Source organism: Bacteroidota bacterium (genome assembly GCA_016713765.1).
Classification (GTDB): domain Bacteria; phylum Bacteroidota; class Bacteroidia; order AKYH767-A; family 2013-40CM-41-45; genus Pollutiaquabacter; species Pollutiaquabacter aromativorans.
In genome coordinates, this window is record JADJON010000001.1 from 1,647,217 (window position 1) to 1,662,576 (window position 15,360).

At 54.5% G+C, this 15,360-nt stretch carries 12 protein-coding genes; 4 read left to right on the plus strand and 8 right to left on the minus strand.

The window, feature by feature from the left end:
* Nucleotides 1-8: 8 nt before the first annotated feature.
* Complete coding sequence (locus IPJ96_06215; protein MBK7909946.1) at nt 9-3,404, plus strand: T9SS type A sorting domain-containing protein; 3,396 nt, start codon at nt 9-11, stop codon at nt 3,402-3,404.
* 54 nt (nt 3,405-3,458) lie between these two features.
* Here IPJ96_06215 and IPJ96_06220 read toward each other — a convergent pair whose 3' ends face one another.
* The 5 genes from IPJ96_06220 to IPJ96_06240 form a co-directional block, all read right to left on the minus strand.
* Nucleotides 3,459-5,039, minus strand: a complete 1,581-nt coding sequence (locus tag IPJ96_06220) for a T9SS type A sorting domain-containing protein (GenBank protein ID MBK7909947.1) — start codon at nt 5,037-5,039, stop codon at nt 3,459-3,461.
* A gap of 54 nt (nt 5,040-5,093) precedes the next feature.
* Entirely contained in the window at nt 5,094-5,315 is a 222-nt protein-coding gene (locus IPJ96_06225) for a DUF2795 domain-containing protein (GenBank protein MBK7909948.1), read from the minus strand.
* Nucleotides 5,316-5,446: 131 nt separating this feature from the next.
* Entirely contained in the window at nt 5,447-5,995 is a 549-nt protein-coding gene (locus IPJ96_06230; GenBank protein ID MBK7909949.1) for a cob(I)yrinic acid a,c-diamide adenosyltransferase, read from the minus strand.
* Nucleotides 5,992-6,708 (minus strand): ABC transporter ATP-binding protein, encoded by a 717-nt coding sequence (locus IPJ96_06235; GenBank protein ID MBK7909950.1) that lies wholly within the window; start codon nt 6,706-6,708, stop codon nt 5,992-5,994. The genes IPJ96_06230 and IPJ96_06235 overlap by 4 nt, the downstream gene beginning before the upstream one ends.
* Nucleotides 6,709-6,774: 66 nt before the next feature.
* Entirely contained in the window at nt 6,775-7,563 is a 789-nt protein-coding gene (locus IPJ96_06240; protein ID MBK7909951.1) for a class I SAM-dependent methyltransferase, read from the minus strand.
* Nucleotides 7,564-7,666: 103 nt separating this feature from the next.
* Here IPJ96_06240 and eno point away from each other — a divergent pair, with 103 nt between their 5' ends.
* Nucleotides 7,667-8,962, plus strand: coding sequence for a phosphopyruvate hydratase (gene eno, locus IPJ96_06245; GenBank protein MBK7909952.1), 1,296 nt, complete (start codon nt 7,667-7,669; stop codon nt 8,960-8,962).
* A gap of 397 nt (nt 8,963-9,359) precedes the next feature.
* The gene (locus IPJ96_06250; protein ID MBK7909953.1) at nt 9,360-10,631 is read left to right on the plus strand and encodes a citrate (Si)-synthase, eukaryotic; all 1,272 of its coding nucleotides are present in this window, start codon (nt 9,360-9,362) and stop codon (nt 10,629-10,631) included.
* Nucleotides 10,632-10,677: 46 nt separating this feature from the next.
* On the opposite strand, the gene IPJ96_06255 is transcribed toward IPJ96_06250, so the two are convergent.
* The 3 genes from IPJ96_06255 to IPJ96_06265 form a co-directional block, all read right to left on the minus strand.
* Complete coding sequence (locus tag IPJ96_06255; GenBank protein MBK7909954.1) at nt 10,678-11,319, minus strand: CoA pyrophosphatase; 642 nt, start codon at nt 11,317-11,319, stop codon at nt 10,678-10,680.
* Complete coding sequence (locus tag IPJ96_06260; GenBank protein ID MBK7909955.1) at nt 11,316-13,118, minus strand: ABC transporter ATP-binding protein; 1,803 nt, start codon at nt 13,116-13,118, stop codon at nt 11,316-11,318. The genes IPJ96_06255 and IPJ96_06260 overlap by 4 nt, the downstream gene beginning before the upstream one ends.
* A 122-nt stretch (nt 13,119-13,240) precedes the next feature.
* Complete coding sequence (locus tag IPJ96_06265) at nt 13,241-14,587, minus strand: T9SS type A sorting domain-containing protein (protein MBK7909956.1); 1,347 nt, start codon at nt 14,585-14,587, stop codon at nt 13,241-13,243.
* Between the two features lie 173 nt (nt 14,588-14,760).
* Between IPJ96_06265 and IPJ96_06270 the strand changes: the two genes are divergently transcribed.
* Complete coding sequence (locus IPJ96_06270; GenBank protein ID MBK7909957.1) at nt 14,761-15,321, plus strand: hypothetical protein; 561 nt, start codon at nt 14,761-14,763, stop codon at nt 15,319-15,321.
* Nucleotides 15,322-15,360 lie beyond the last annotated feature (39 nt).

A 15,360-nucleotide genomic window follows, 5' to 3' on the forward strand; every position in this document is an offset into this window, starting at 1 on the left:
CGCTTTACATGCGTATCCTGCGCCTATATGTCTGGTCGGCTCTGCTCACCGGATTATTGTTCCCCAAAGAAAATTCCGCACAACCCTGGATGAAGCGTCCGCTGACCAGCGGCGATGAAGTGGTGCGCAAACGTCCCAACCTTCAGGATCTTTCAGCAAGGTTCAACGAGTATTGGAACTCCAGAACCCCTTCCATTGATGAAGGGGAGAATGCGGAAGAAGGGGGCTATCAACAGTTCCGTCGCTGGGAATGGTTCATGAAGCAACGTACCTGGCCTTCCGGTGATCTGCCGGATCCGAATATCCTGTTCCGGGAGTGGAAGCGGACCCGTGATATCCGCCCGGTCAATAACGCGCGGATGCAATCGACGAATTGGACCTATGTCGGACCGGATGTGGTGCCCGCCAATGGCGGAGGAGCAGGTCGCTTGAATGTGTTGCGCTTCAATCCGGTCGATAATAACATCCTTTACCTGGGATCTGCCAGCGGCGGTCTGTGGAAATCCATCGACGGCGGCTCCACCTGGACGGCACTCGACGATTTCCTCACGGCGCTTTCGGTTGCCGATATCGCCATTAATCCCCGTTACCCGGATTCGATTTATGTCGCAACCGGCGACGGTTACGGGTATGAGGTCAACGGCGATTTTTGGGGAGGAACGTACAGTGCCGGCATCCTCGTTTCACCGGATGGAGGCGTTACGTGGAATCCGACCGGAATAGCCTTTACTCAGGATCAAAACAACATCGTCCAGCGGTTAACCATCAATCCGCAGGATCCTTCGATCATGCTGGCTGCCACCCGGTATGGTCTGTTTCGTTCGACCGATGCGGGAGTCAACTGGAACTCCGTCCGTACATCCAAGCATTATGACATTGAATGGGGAGTTGGTAATCCCGCGAAAGTCTTCGCGACTACCAGTTCCATCCTCTACGTCTCGTACAATTATGGCGCTACCTGGTCACCTGTCCAAGGTGGATTGTGTGGTGGCCGCTCCATGATCGGTACTTGCGAAGCGGATTCCAATCGGGTCTATGTGCTCTGCGAGAACGGCAATTTATGGCGATCGGATGATGCGGGGGATTCTTTTACCGCGACCACTGATCCGTCTTCTCTGGTTACTTTTTACGGTTACTACGACGGCGTCCTGGCAGTGTCTCCAACGGATCCGGACGTGGTCATCTGTGCCGGTATGAATATCGGCCGCTCCGACGACGGAGGTCAGACCTGGTACCAGATCGGCAATATGAGCTGGAACGATTATATCCATGTCGACAACCACAGCATGGACTTCGCTCCCGGAAACGGCAATATCATTTTCTCCGGTAACGATGGCGGTTTGTTCCGATCCACCAACGGCGGAGCTACCTGGACGGACCTGAGCGATCAGTTGCACATCAAACAATATTACCGGATGGGGCAGTCGGCTACCAACGCCGGCGTGATCTATGCCGGAGCCCAGGACAATGGAACCGACCGTTTGGCAAACGGCAACTGGACACAGGTATTCGGAGCCGACGGAATGGATTGCATGGTCGATTACACGGATGACGACATTGCCTACGTGTCCTACCAGTACGGTGCCTTGCAACGGTCAACGGACGGAGGCAACAACTTCAACGATATCGCGCCTTCCTCCGGGGAGTGGGTAACGCCGTTTGCCATCGATCCGGTCGACCACAATACCATCTACGCGGGATACGACCAGGTTTACAAGTCAACCAACCGGGGCACCAACTGGAATACCATTGGCCCCGTTGCCATCGGCGGTGGGATTATTGCATTGGCCATAGCGCCTTCCAATCCCAATTACATCTATACCGCAGCGCTCGACCGTATCTACATGACCTCGAACGGCGGAGCTTCCTGGAACAACATTACGACCGGACTACCGGTTGGAAGTACCGGTATCACCTACATCGCGATCTCGAATCAGAATCCGCAACAGGTCTGGGTGACGCTCTCGGGCTATCAGGCAGGCATCAAAGTTTTCTCATCGGTAGACGGTGGATCAACTTGGTCCAATGTGAGCGGTACGCTTCCGAATATTCCGGTGAACTGTATCGTCTATCAGAATGGCTCGAACGACGCACTGTACATCGGAACTGATTTTGGCGTGTATTACCGCGATGCCACTCTGATGGACTGGGTGCCCTATGGCAACGATCTGCCGAACGTTATCGTCAGCGACATGGAGATCTACTATGCCGGACAAAAGCTGCGCGCAGCCACCTACGGCCGAGGCATTTGGGAAGTTGATTTGAATCCGGTTACCGCACTGGCATTGGATGCCGCGGTGATTCAATTCATCGAACCTGCCGCGACGATCTGTTCGAACTCTGTGACTCCGGTCATCGTCGTACGGAACAATGGTAGTGACGCGCTTACGGACCTTAACATCAATTATCGCCTTGACGGAGGGGCTTTACAATCATTCGCCTGGTCAGGCAATATCGCGAGCGGCGATACTGCACATGTTACGCTACCCTTGATCACGGTCACCGGTGGTTCGCATTCGATCTATGCGGCCACCTCCGATCCGAATGGTCAGGCCGATCAGCAGCCTGCGAATGACGGCTATACCTACAATATCTCCGTCAATACGAGCGTTGCCAACGTTCCCCAGGCGGAAGGCTTCGAGGCGTTTTCAATTCCCGCGGATTGGGTGCTCGATGACGCTGCCGGAATGCTCTCCTATACGACAAGTGCAAGCGGATTCGGTCTGTCCGGTGTCTCCCTGAAAGTGAATTATTTCTTTAGCAGCCCGGGAGCGACTTCGTCCATCGAGTTTCCTCACCTTGATTTCAGTGCCGTGACCAATCCGGTTTACCTTGATTTCAATGTCGCCTACGCGGTATTCAACGCTACTTCGCACGATTCGCTGAAAGTGCTCTTGTCCCTTGATTGCGGAGAGACCTTTACAGCGGTATATGCAAAGGGCGACAACAGCCTTGCAACGGCGCCCCAGACCATGAATGAATTCACACCGGATCCGAGCCAATGGCGTGCGGAACGTGTCGACCTCAGTGCTTACGCCGGGAATCCTAACGTGCTCATTCGCTTCCAATACATCAGCGGCTACGGCAACCATCTCTATGTGGACGATATCAACCTGTACGATAACTCTTCCTCTACGCCAGAGGTCACGTCCATCGCTTCAGGTCTTTACCCGAACCCCACCTCCGGTGAAGTGGTATTCTCCTTCCGGGCACCGGATACGGGAGATTACCGCCTGGAGCTCGTGGATGTGTCCGGTCGGGTGGTGAAACTTTTCAGTAACCTGAAGGCGGCTGAACTGTCGGCATATCGCGTGGATCTGAAAGGAGAAACCGCGGGAATCTATTTCTACCGACTGATGCGAAACGATGTGGCTGCAGCCAATGGCCGTTTGGTGAAATTCTAAGTCGTCTAAAACCGATTGAAGGAACGACGCCCGGTGTTCGCCGGGCGTCGTTTTTTATTCCTGCCTGATAAAATGGGCTCGCTGTACACCATCGTCCGAATTGAGCTCGAGCAGATAAACGCCGTTTGCAAGTGTTGACAACCCGATTGTAAGAACCTGCTCTTGTTGTTGCAGCTTCCCTGTCATGAGTTTTTCTCCTGTTAACGAGTAAACCACCCATTCGGTAATATGGTCGAACGAAGATCGGGCTTGTAGCCACGTACTACTTGGGTTCGGGAATATCAGTAACGGCTCTTCCTTCACGTCGGACGTGGAATTGGTGAAGCAAAGCGTGGAAAACTGGTCGACGAACGGTTGTGACGTCCAATTCAAAACCGCGGGGGTGAGGCTAAAGGATTGTGTCGTCAAGAAGCCGACACCGGTTAGCGGCAGACTATCGCCGGTCAGGAGAATAATACTGTCCTGACATACCGGGCTGTTTCCGTTTCGATCGGTACGTACGAGAAGCGCGTCGGCAAAATCGGCTTGACCGGTCAGCAGTAGGCCATTGTCGGTCAATTGAAGGTTCGTGCAAAATGCTTCTGCAAAGACGGCTTGTTGTTTCCTGCTCTGCAGCACTGTGCCGGAGTCGTCGGTGACGAGGATCAAGGGTAATGGACCGCTTCCCGAAGTGGTGATGCTTCCGCAGAGATATACCTCCTGGCGGTTTTGGTCGAATTTCAAATCCATGAATCCTTCGTCGTTCGTTCTGTTATAATGGTGCACCCATTCGGCGTTACCCAGGCTATCCAGCTTGAACAAGACACCGTCATCTTCATTCATCGAGGGACCGGAATTCGTCGTGCCGCAACCGTAGAGACCACCATCGGCTAAGAGCGCCAAAGCATTGACGACATCAAGACCGCTTCCGCCAGCGAGGAATTGCCAAAGCGGTTGGCCGGATGAGTCGAGTTTCAGAACGACGAAGTCTCCGTTCGGATCGTGCAGGCTGTCGATGGCTGTACCTCCGACAAAGAACTCGCCGGTTGAACCGGTCGGTGACAATTCCAGCGAGGTAAAGAGGACGGATCGGTTCAGCTCGAATCGTTTCGTCCAAAGAAGATTGCCCAACGCGTCGATCTTCAAAAGGAGCCCATTCGGCATTGAATCGGGCGAGGAAGTGCTTCCAGCGATGAGGAAATCACCATTCGCAAGCTCGCGAATTGCATTTCCGCTTTCAATCCCCGGGCGATCATAGGACTGGGCCCATTCCGCATTGCCCAGACTGTCGAGTTTAATTACGAAAAGCGCCCCGATGGCGCTGTCAGGATCATTGACGATCGATTGGCCGGTCAGGATAGTGCCCTGATCGTGCGTCAGGATCATGTTGTTCACGTAATCGCTCACGGGTCCACCGGCTTTCACCGACCACAGGAGGTCGCCGTCGGCGTTCATTCGATAAAGCGCGATGTCGGCGGAATCCGTTTGATCAAAGCCGGTAGTGCCGGCTATGACCATACCACCATCCGGCAGTAACTGCAGGGCGCTGCCGTTTTGGTAAGCGTCGTCACCGTAGGTTTTGGAAAATACCGTTTGCGCGCGAACGGAAGCAAACACTTGCAGGCACAGGAAAAGGATGATGAACGGCTTTGACATAACGGAAAAGTAGAAAAGAAAACAGCCGCCCGGAGGCGGCTGCGAAACGTGTTTTCAATACTCGTCTTCGTTGAAGAAGAAATCGTCTTTGGTAGGATAGTCGGGCCAGATTTCTTCAATGCTCTCGTAGGCTTCGCCTTCATCTTCGAGTTCCTGAAGGTTCTCGATCACTTCCAGCGGGGCACCGGAGCGGATGGCGTAGTCAATCAGCTCATCCTTGGTTGCAGGCCAGGGCGCGTCTTCCAAATGCTGCGCCAGTTCAAGGGTCCAGTACATAATAGTCGCCGGGTTAAGGAGTAATCCTGGTTTTTTAAAAGTCCGCAAAAATAAAAATATTCCGTTCAGATGCACCCGATGCATCACTTTTTAGAACTGCTTGAAAAACAAGGCGGGATGGGGGATTGGGCTCAGCCCCGGGGTTTCCAGGGCAATTCCTGAGCGCCAAGGTCTTTGGCCAACTGCCGGGAGAGTACGAAATAGTAATCCGACAATCGGTTCAGGTATTGGAGGATTTCCGGCTTAACGGGAGTGTTTTCGCCAAGGTGCACACACAGGCGTTCCGCTCTGCGGCACACACAGCGCGTTACATGACAGTACGAAACGACCGGATGGCCGCCCGGCAACACGAAGTTGCGCATCTCGGGAAGGTTCGCATCCATGCGGTCCATGGATGATTCCAATGCAAGAATGTCCGATGACAGGATATCCGGCAGTTGCATCCTGGATGCATCGGGGTCCGCTGCCAGTTGAGAGCCGATGGTGAAGAGCCGGTCCTGGACGACTGCCAATTCCTCGCGGATGTGCGGGTCGGTTATGTGATCCCGCAAAAGACCCGTCCAGGAGTTCAGTTCGTCGATCGTACCGTACGCTTCAATGCGGAGGTGGTGCTTCGGTACACGCGTTCCGCCTATGAGGGAGGTTTCGCCCTGGTCGCCTTTCCGGGTGTAGATTTTCATGCGTTTTCAGTAAGCGGCCGGTCGGCCCGGGTGATGTTCGGATTTCGCGCGTCCGACTCGATCATGCCGTCCTTGATGCGAACGATCCGGTGAGCGTACCGGGCAATGTCCTCTTCGTGCGTAACGACGATGATCGTATTACCGCGTGTGTGGATCTCTTCGAATAAGGACATGATCTCCGACGAGGTCTTGGAGTCCAGATTACCGGTCGGTTCATCGGCCAGGATGATGGACGGATCATTGACCAGGGCCCGGGCTACGGCGACCCGTTGTCGCTGACCGCCGGAGAGTTCGTTGGGTTTATGCAACATCCGGTCCGTCAAACCGACATCGTCCAGTGCCTTCTTCGCTTTTTCGTCGCGTTCATCTTTGTTGATGCCCGCATAGACCAACGGAAGCGCGACATTGTCGAGCGCGTTGCTCCTGGGAATGAGGTTAAAGGTCTGGAAGATGAATCCGATCTCCTTGTTCCGGATCTCGGCCAATTCGTCTTCCGTCATCCGGCTGACCTCTTTGCCATTCAACGTGTACGTGCCGCCACTGGGTGTATCGAGACATCCGAGGATATTCATCAGGGTCGACTTCCCGGATCCGGAAGGACCCATGAGCGCGACGTACTCGCCCTTTTCGATCTGAAGGGTGACCGAACGAAGCGCATTTACCGATTCGCTTCCTATGGTGTAGCGTCGGGAGATATCGCGAATGTCGATCAGCGCCATGGTGGATTCGTTTGCAGCAAAAGTAGCCCTTAATGTGTTATCAAAACGTTAGGGATCGCTTCAGTATTGAAGGGTGAAATGTTGTCGTGCCTGACCTTGCCGAAAGAATACGATTCCAAATTGGTAGAGGTCGATGCTGATGGTGACCGCCGGATCTTGTCGGATCACCTCCCAGGCTCTGCGCATCTCCGAACTCCAATGGATGTCGTCGAATACGAGTACGGAATGCTCATGCGTAAAGGGTAGCAGTTGCCGGAAGTAGGCAAGGGTCGCTTCGTAACGGTGGTTGCCATCCAGAAAGGCGAAGTCGACCGTTCCCATTTGCCGGAGCACGTCCGGAAGCGTAGTGCTGAATTCTCCAACGACCGGGTGGATGTTCGGCGCCTGCACCGAGTCGAAATTCTCCTGCGCGATGCGGGCTGTCTCCGGACAACCTTCCAGTGTCCAGACTTCGGTGTTTCCGGAGGGTGCGGCGAGGTAAAGCGTGGTGATCCCAATCGAGGTCCCCAACTCCAGCACCTTGCCCGGCTGAAAGCGGTTGACGAGGCGAAACAGCAGTTGTCCGTGACGACGAGATTGCACAAACCGTCGGGCAATCGCTGAAACACCCAGTCGGCGCTTGCTCCCGGTTGGTCCGCCTCCGGTCCCGAAATCACGCACGTCGATCACTTCATCGCTCAGGATCATGCGGGCGCGTATGGATTCAATCAGGCCGAAGACGTAGTAAGGTGTTTCATCCCGAATCACCGAGTTGTATAACTCGTAGACAAAAGGCGAGTGCAACCCATGTTCGTTCGAGGCACGAACCCGGTAGCGGCAATATTCGAGTGCTGGGTAGAGCGGATTCAACGGGACGAAGGTAAAAAACCGGGTTGGGAGGAAGGCGTCAGGATTCGCCCAAGTGGCCAAATGCCCGGTTTTTTCCGTATTTTTGCGTCGCAAAACCACCATTATGAGCACGATCGCTGAAATTCGCGCCAGACAGATCCTGGACTCCCGCGGCAATCCCACGGTAGAAGTTGACGTAGTTACCGAAAATGGCGTTGTTGGCAGGGCTGCCGTTCCTTCCGGCGCATCAACCGGCGCACATGAAGCGGTAGAACTGCGCGATGGTGATAAGAAAAAGTACCTCGGAAAAGGGGTGTTGCGGGCCGTTCACAATGTGAACAAGACGTTGAACGAAGAGCTTCATGGCTTTCCGGTCTATGAACAACGGCTGATCGACCTGGCGATGATCAAGATCGACGGGACCGAGAATAAAGCCAACCTTGGTGCCAATGCCATCCTGGGGGTTTCACTGGCCTGTGCCAAGGCAGCGGCAATTGAAAGCGGACAGCCCTTGTATCGCTACATCGGTGGCGTGAACGCCAACGTTCTTCCCTTGCCCATGATGAACATCCTGAACGGCGGTGCCCATGCCGACAACGGGATCGACTTCCAGGAATTCATGATCATGCCCGTCGGAGCTGCATCGTTTTCCGAATCCCTCCGGATGGGAACCGAAGTGTTCCATCACCTGAAAGCGGTCCTGAAGAAGAAAGGTCTTTCCACCAACGTAGGCGACGAGGGCGGATTCGCGCCGAACCTGAAATCGAATGAAGAAGCGATTCAGGCGGTCATGGATGCGATCGGAGAGGCCGGTTATGTGGCGGGTAAGGACATTTTCATTGCCATGGATGCCGCTTCGACCGAGTTCTTTGACGCAGCCTCCGGACAGTACATCTTCAAAAAATCTACGGGCGATAAACTCACCCCCGATCAGATGGCGGAGTTCTGGCAAAGCTGGATCGCCAAATACCCAATCGTATCGATCGAGGACGGACTTGCGGAAGACGACTGGGCCGGATGGAAGAAGCTCACCGAACTGGCTGGCAAGAAGGTGCAGCTCGTCGGCGATGACCTCTTCGTCACCAACGTGAAACGACTGGGTGACGGGATCCGCCAGGGTGTCGCCAATTCCATTTTGGTAAAGGTCAACCAGATCGGGACCCTCACCGAGACCATCGAAGCGGTAGACCTGGCCCATCGGAACGGTTATACCTCGGTCATGAGCCATCGTTCCGGGGAGACGGAAGACAGCACCATCGCTGACCTTGCCGTTGCCCTGAATACCGGGCAGATCAAGACCGGATCGGCCTCCCGGTCCGACCGGATTGCCAAATACAACCAATTGCTCCGCATCGAAGAAGCTTTAGGCGAAAATGCCCGATTTGGCGGAAAAGATTTTAAATTTGTAAGTCGCTCCTGAACAACGGGCGGCTTACGATAGTTAGTTAATGGACGAGCGTACGCTGCAGGAAAAATTGGCCTCCGGTGAGTATTCCATCTCACCGCGAAGCGGTCGTCTGCGAAAGCGGGTTCGGGTAAAAACGAAAAAGAATCCGTTGATCTCAAAGCGACGGATGAAAAAGTATGGTCAGATGGCATTGTGGGTATTCCTTATCCTTGCGTTTCTGGTCAGTCTAATCATCGTATTCCCGGAATTGAATATCGAGAGCTCTAATAAGAAGGCAAATCAGGAAAAGTTCCGAAAGACTCAGGAACGATACAACAACCAATAACAAGTCCGACCCTCGCGGCCTTTTAATCTTACTGCAGTGAAAACCGACAAGCTGAAAGAGAAATTCGCAAAAGTGGCGTTGCCAATGGCAGCGGAGCTGAAAGATTTCATCAAGGAAAACGGAAACCATGTCATCGGCTCCTATACGATCGAACAGGTCTATAGCGGAATGAAGGGAATGATCGGGATGGTGACCGAAACAAGTAAACTTGATCCGGAAGAAGGTATCCGTTTTCGCGGTTACAGCATTCCTGAACTGCGGGAAAAACTGCCCAAGGCTCCTGGTGATACGGAACCGTTACCGGAAGGTATCTTCTACCTCATGCTGATCGGTGAGATCCCGACGGATGAAGAAGCGACCTACGTTTCCAACCAGTGGGCGCGCCGGAGCAACGTTCCCAAGCATGTGTTCGACATGCTGGATAAACTCCCGGCTAACACCCATCCGATGACCCAGTTCAGCATGGCCGTCATGGCGCTGCAAACTGAATCGGTATTCGCCAGTGCTTACCGGAAGGGCCTCAGTAAAAAAGAGTATTGGGATCCGATGTACGAGGATGTGATGAATCTCATCGCCCGTTTGCCGCGCGTGGCAGCGTACATCTATCGTCGGGTCTATAAGAATGGCGTTCATATTGAACCGGATCCCAAACTGGATTGGGCTGCGAATTTCGCCCACATGTTGGGGTACGACGATTACAACATGAAACGCCTGATGCGCCTCTACCTCACGATCCATGCCGATCACGAGGGAGGAAACGTCTCCGCCCATTCCACCCACCTCGTCGGTTCGGCTCTGAGTGATGCCTACTTGTCCTTTGCGGCCGGTATGAACGGACTGGCGGGCCCTTTGCACGGACTGGCCAATCAGGAAGTGGTTCGCTGGCTCATCGACCTTCGGAATTATTACGACGGCGCGACGCCTTCCAAAGAACAGATCCACGAATATGTCATGAAGACGATCGAGGATGGGAAAGTGATTCCGGGCTACGGCCATGCCGTACTGCGCAAGACCGATCCGCGCTTCATCGCCCAGATGGAATTCGCCAAGACTTACATGCCCGACGACTCCATGTGTCAGATCGTGCATACCGTCTATGATGTAGTGCCTCCGATTCTGAGCGGAATCAAAAAGATCAAGAACCCCTGGCCGAATGTGGATGCCCACAGTGGCGCATTGCTCATTCACTACGGCATGGAAGAGTATGATTTCTATACGGTGCTCTTCGGCGTCAGCCGCGCCTTGGGGGTACTCGCGTCGCTCTTGTGGGATCGTGCGCTCGGTCATCCGATCGAACGACCGGGCTCCGTCACGACCGAATGGATGAAAGCCCAGGCAATGAAGGCACACGCCTGATCTTGACTTATCTCAAATAAAAAAGCCTCGCTTCAGCGGGGCTTTTTTATTGTGTCGGATCCAGGGCTTGCCTCCAGACTTCTCCGAATTCGCTTAGGATCATCGCCGTAGCACCCCAGACAATACGGTCATCGAAGCGGAAGGCAGGAGTGGTGAGCTGCAAACCACTTTGCAACCGGATGCGCTCCTCGGAAATAGCATTGGGATCTAAGAGCCGGGAAACGGAAACTTCAAAAAGGGACGCGACCTCGGCAGGGTCGATGGCGAATTCAGGCGATCGGCCCAGCCAGCCCACGAAGGGGTGCACCAGGAAACCGCTGGGAGGAATGTAGAGTGGCGTCAAGCGGCCAAGCAGTTCGATCGTATCGGGATGAATGCCGACTTCCTCATGGGTCTCCCGCAGGGCAGTTGCGGATAAACTGCTGTCTTCCGGTTCCTGCTTCCCGCCGGGTAAACCGACCTGTCCACTGTGTACACCCGGATAATCGGGACGAACGATCAGAGGGAAATGGACTTCGGCATCGCCGGGATAGAGCAGCACCAAGACGCTGCTGATTCTCGCGTTGTCCGGAATCTTCAGTTCGCGAACATTCTTGATGCGGTCCGGGTGTGCAAGGCGAAGTTGTGACTCGATACCGGGTAAGGGTTGCTGCAGCCGTGAATAGAGACGATCCCGGATACTGTTCATGCGTGCTGGGGCGCCGGACGTGCGGATCCATTCGATCGTTCTTCATCACGCTTGCGTTCACCGATCTGTTGACGCCACATGGCATAATAAAGTCCTTTGGTTTCGATGAGTTCCTGATGCGTTCCCGTTTCCACCACTTGTCCCTTTTCGAGTACGATGATGCGGTCCGCGTGCAGGATCGTACTCAGCCGGTGAGCGATCATGATCGTGATATGCTCCTGCCGGGCGGAAAGTTGTCGTATCGTACCGGTAATTTCTTCTTCGGTAATGGAGTCCAGCGCCGAGGTGGCTTCATCGAAGATCAGGAGCTTTGGATTGCGCAGCAGCGCTCTTGCAATCGAAAGGCGCTGCTTCTCGCCGCCCGAAACTTTTACGCCTCCCTCGCCAATGACGGTGTCCAGCCCGTTGGAGGCGCGATCCAACAGGGACTGACAGGCGGCCTGGCGTAGAACACGATAGCAGTCTTCATCCGTGGCGCCCGGGCGGACGAACAGCAGGTTCTCCCGGATGGTTCCCGAGAAGAGTTGCGTATCCTGCGATACGAAACCGATCTGTTCGCGCAATTCGTCCTTCTCGATCTGGCTTCCGGGGATGTCGTTGTAATAGATATCACCGGAGTAAGGAGGGTAGAGGCCGAGGAGGAGTTTCACCAGGGTGGTCTTGCCGGAGCCGGAAGGGCCGACGAATGCGACGCTTTGACCTTTGGTCACCTCAAAGGAGATGTTCTCCACCGCGTTGTGCGTCGAGGCCTGATGACGAAACGTGACGCGCTCATAGCGTAGACGTTCGACCGGCCCGATCGTGGCGGGATGTGCCGGTCGCGGTTCCTTCGGTATGTTCAGGATGGTCTGAAAGTTCTGTAAGGAAACTTGTGTCTCACGGTAGATGGCAATCACATTCCCGAGTTCCTGTAACGGTCCGAAGATGAAGAAGCTGAAGAACATCAGGGTCATCAGCTTTCCCGGTGAGATCGTGTCGCGGAAGACAAGATAGTAGAGTAGAAATACGAAGGAGGTTCGCAGGAAGTTGACGGTCGTTCCCTGCACGAAACTCAGACTGCGAATGAAACGCACCTTCTTCAGCTCCAGCTTCAGGATCTTTCCGGTGATCGTATTCAACCGGGTCACCTCCTGGTTCGCCAGCCCGAGGCTTTTTACCAGTTCGATATTCCGTAAGGACTCGGTCGTTGAGCCGGCAAGGGCGGTCGTTTCAGAGACGATCTCCTTCGAAACTTTCTTAATCCGTTTACTGAGCAGGTTGCTGATGACGCCAAGCAAAGGAACGGTAACGAGGAAAACCGGCGCGATGATCCAGTGTACCGTGAAGGCATACCATAAGACGAAGATCAGTCCCACCAGTGTCTGGAAAACTACACTGATGAACGAATTGATCAGTTTCTCACTGTCCAACCGGACTTTCTGGAGCTTGCCCAGCGTTTCTCCGCTGCGCTGGTCTTCAAAGACCTGGTAAGGGAGTTCGAGCGAATGCCGGATCCCGTCGGTGTACATCGCCGCGCCAGTCCGCTGCACGATTACACTGGTAAAGTAGTCCTGGAAGTTCTTCGCTATTCTGGATACCATGGCAACACCCATCGAGGCAAGCAACAACAGCAGGATGTCGCCGACAAACCGGCTGATGGGATCGCCGCGATAATCATTTATGTGCACTCCGAACCGGTCCATCATCTTTCCGGCGATGAGCGGGTCCATTAAGGAGAAAATCTGGTTGACCGCCGCTAACAGCAATGCCAGGAAAACGGTTTTACGATGTTTGCTGAGGTAGGAAAAAAGCAGTTTCATGTCTGGGGAGGAGCGGTAAAGGTAACGATTGCCCTGCCCTCATCATGAAGGCTTCGTTGGAAAATGGGAATAAAAAAACACCCCCGCAGACGCAGGGGTGTTGAATACCGGTAAGGAACGAATTACTGAAGAACGATCCGTTCGGTAACCCGGTCGGAACCGTTTTCTACTACGAGGTTGTAGAGGCCGGCAGGCAGGTAAGAGAAGTCAAGCGTCTGATTGAACAGCCCGGAAACCTGTTGGAAGCTGCGGAAAGCAACTTCGCGACCGGTCATGTCGATCAGGCGAACCAACACATCCTGCTGACGGGCTTTGATCCGGAGGTTGACCAATCCCTGGCTGGGATTCGGGTAGGCGACGAATTCGGCACGCGGGCTGAGATCTTTCGCAGAAAGAATACCCGCGTCCCACTTGTAAACACCATCAGTCAACTGATCAACGGCGAAACCGCCGGCATAACCGGTGTTGATGTCGAGGAAACCGACTTCGGTATAACCATCCATGGTGCCCTGTCCGGAGGTGTCGATTCCAACCCAGCTGGCGCCGTCATCGGTTGAGTAGGAAGAGCCGCGACCAACTGTACTCGCACCGCAGCTTACCCAAACGTTCGTGCCGGGAATATTGTCAACTTCACTGAGGAACATCGGGCCGGCAGGGCTCAGGAGGGTCCAGGTTGCGCCGCCATCCGTTGAGGTATAGACCGTGGCCGTACCACTGGTCGGAGTGCTGATGCAAATGCCGGTGTTCGCGTCGCGGAAACCGATGGCCGAAATCGTGCGGGAAGCACTGGCAGGTACACTCGCTGCGGTCCAGTTCAAGCCGCCGTCGTCGGATTTGAAAACGCGCCCTTTGTTGGTGCCAAACCAGATGGTCTGTCCGACTACGTCAAAGTCGTTTACGATTCCGTATTCACCGGCGAGCGGTGCGGGGATACTGCCTGAAGGCACCCGGTTCCAGCTTGCGCCGAAGTCGTTCGTGGTGTAGATCTCGAAGTAACCGCCGTTCGGGTCGCCCATGGCAAAACCGTTCTGAGCGTCGAAGAAATGTACCACGTTCGGGAATGAGTTGCCATCGAAGATCAGGCCTACGGCGATCTGTGCCCAGTTAGCGCCGCCATCGGTGGTCTTGAAAATGCCACCGCCTGCACCGGCGTCGGCATCGTACATCATGGCATAGGCCGTATCGGCATCGATGGCGCTGATACAGGAGAAGGCGAGGTTGGTACCGGTGGTGACCAGACCCGCGGTCCAGGTAGTACCGCCATCGATCGTGCGGGAGAATTCCTGCAGGTTGGCGGCCGCGCCGGAGCCGTCATAGGCTACGCACCACGCGGAGTTCGCGTCCGGTACGGAAATGTCGAAAGGATATGCGCCGGCGGAGATGAATCCGACATTCTGCATCGTCCAGGTCTGAGCTGAAGCGGCCAGACCTCCAAGTAACATGCTGGTAAGGAGTAGACGTTTGATCATGGAGTTGTGTTTAAATGATTGGGTCAAAAATAGGGATTTATACGCACCGGGCAGGGTTCCCCGGCTGTAGACTTCTCTGTTAAAAACAGCCCGGCTAGTTGCCGGGAAGCGGCTGAACTGAGCCCTACTTTTACCCAATCAGCTCCGGGCCCGGTTATTGTAACCGTTCCGGCATGATTATCCAGAAAACCATGCGAAAAGCAATGATCCTTTCCGCCCTCCTGATGGCGGGAACCCTGGTCCAGGGCCAGCACGTCGTGACGATGAAATCCGGCGAAAAGATGAGCGGTAAAGTGGAGTCCATTCAAAACGAGACCCTCGAGTTCCTCTACAAGGGAAACAAGATGAAGTTCCCGTTGGCGGATCTGTACTCCATCAACTTTGTGGAACAGTCGTCGCTGACGGCGGGCGAATCGACATCATCCGCTCCCCGGGAAGTAGGCGAGAAGCAGGTTACTTCCGGATCCTACCTGGTCCGCTACAAGGTTGCCGACCGAATCGTTGCGAAGCCCCCAAGGATCGACAACCTGACGCAGGAAAAAGGAACGGTCGTGGTGGATGTTACCATTGATAAATACGGCCACGTCATGAAGGCCATTCCGGGTGCTCCCGGAAGCACCACGAATAGTGAATACCTGAAGACAAAGGCCAAGCAGGCCGCGGAGTCCGCGCTGTTCAACAACGTACCCACCGCTCCCTTAGAACAGAAGGGATACATGATCATTTCTTTCTAAGGCGAAGCGGAGTCTGCCAAAAGCCATCTTCGGATGGCT